Source organism: Streptococcus sp. HSISS3, from assembly GCF_000448605.1.
GTDB classification, from domain to species: Bacteria; Bacillota; Bacilli; order Lactobacillales; family Streptococcaceae; genus Streptococcus; species Streptococcus raffinosi.
The window spans coordinates 1,128,632-1,130,251 of record NZ_CM002130.1 but is presented as its reverse complement, the minus strand read 5'-3'; the positions used below and the strand labels follow the sequence as shown (position 1 = coordinate 1,130,251).

Genomic DNA, 1,620 nt, shown 5'->3' with positions numbered 1-1,620 from the left:
ATCACAGCGAAGTACACACCAACTGTGACTCCAGTAACCCCAACAGCTGAGCCAGCAACATCTACAGATATTCAAGGTGCGACTCAAACTGGTAAGCCTGAATTCACTGAAGGCGATAGCCGTGTACCAATGAACGATGATGTTCCAGCAACCTTTGAAGATGGTTCAACTACGAGAACTGTCGACGGTGTTGGTACTTACACAGTAGCAGCAGACGGTACAGTAACCTTCGTCCCAGAAAAATCATTCGTCGGAACTGCACCAGCTGTAACAGTGGTTCGTGAAGATAAGAACGGAACAAAAAGCTTCTGCGACCTACACACCATCTGTAACACCAGTTACCCCAACTGCAGAAGGTACAACATCTACTGACAAACAAGGTCAAACGCAATCAGGTACACCAACCTTCACACCAGGTAATCCAAATGTTCCAATGGATGATGATACACCTGCAACATTTGAAGATGGCTCAATTACGAAGACCATTCCAGGTGAAGGAACATACTCAGTTGCTCCAGACGGAACCGTAACCTTTGTTCCAGAAAAATCATTCACTGGAGAAGGTACAGGAGTAACGGTTAAACGTGTCGATAAGAACGGTACTCCAGTTACTGCTAAGTACACACCAACTGTGACTCCAGTAACTCCAACAGCAACTCCAGCTACATCAGAGGCACCTCAAGGTGTGGTTCAAACTGGAACTGTGACATTCACCGAAGGTGACCCAGTTGCACCAATTGATAAGGATACCATTACTCTTCTTGATGAAAATGGTCAGCCAGCAGCTTCGGTAGATGCAAAATCACCAGCCGGTGACGTGATTGGTACCTTCACCGTTAATAAAGAAACAGGTGTTGTAACCTTCACACCAACGAATAAATCATACTCAGGTGATGTCGTTCCAGTTAAGGTTCAAGCAGCTGATGCAAACGGAACTGTCGCTGAGACAACTTACACACCGAAGATCACTCCAGTTGTCCCAACTGCTGATCCTGCAACATCTACAGACATTCAAGGCCAAACACAAACAGGTAAACCAAGCTTCACGCCTGGTAACCCAAGTGTACCAATGGATGATGATGTACCAGCAACCTTTGAAGATGGCTCAACAACTAAAGTTATTCCAGGTGAAGGAACTTACACTGTTGCTCCAGATGGAACTGTAACCTTCGTACCAGAAAAATCATTTACAGGAACAGGTACAGGAGTAACGGTTAAACGTGTCGATAAGAACGGTAGCTCAGTTACAGCAACTTACACGCCAACCGTAACACCAGTAACACCGACTGCTAAAGATACCACTTCAACTGGTAAACAAGGTCAAACCCAAACAGGTAAGCCTGAATTTACTGAAGGTGACAGCCGTGTGCCAATGAACGATGATGTTCCAGCAACCTTTGATGATGGTTCAACAACTAAGACTGTTGAAGGTGTTGGAACTTACACAGTAGCAGCAGACGGTACAGTAACCTTTGTTCCAGAAAAATCATTCGTCGGAACCGCACCAGCTGTAACAGTGGTTCGTGAAGATAAGAACGGAACAAAAGCTTCTGCAGCTTACACCCCAACAGTAACTCCAGTGACACCAACAGCGACACCAGCAGAATCAACTGGACTCAA

General features: G+C 45.6%; 1 pseudogene. It reads left to right on the top strand.

Annotated features, from left to right (window positions below):
• Positions 1–1,620 (top strand): annotated as a pseudogene (locus HSISS3_RS05310) (CshA family fibrillar surface protein C); the annotation flags it as partial.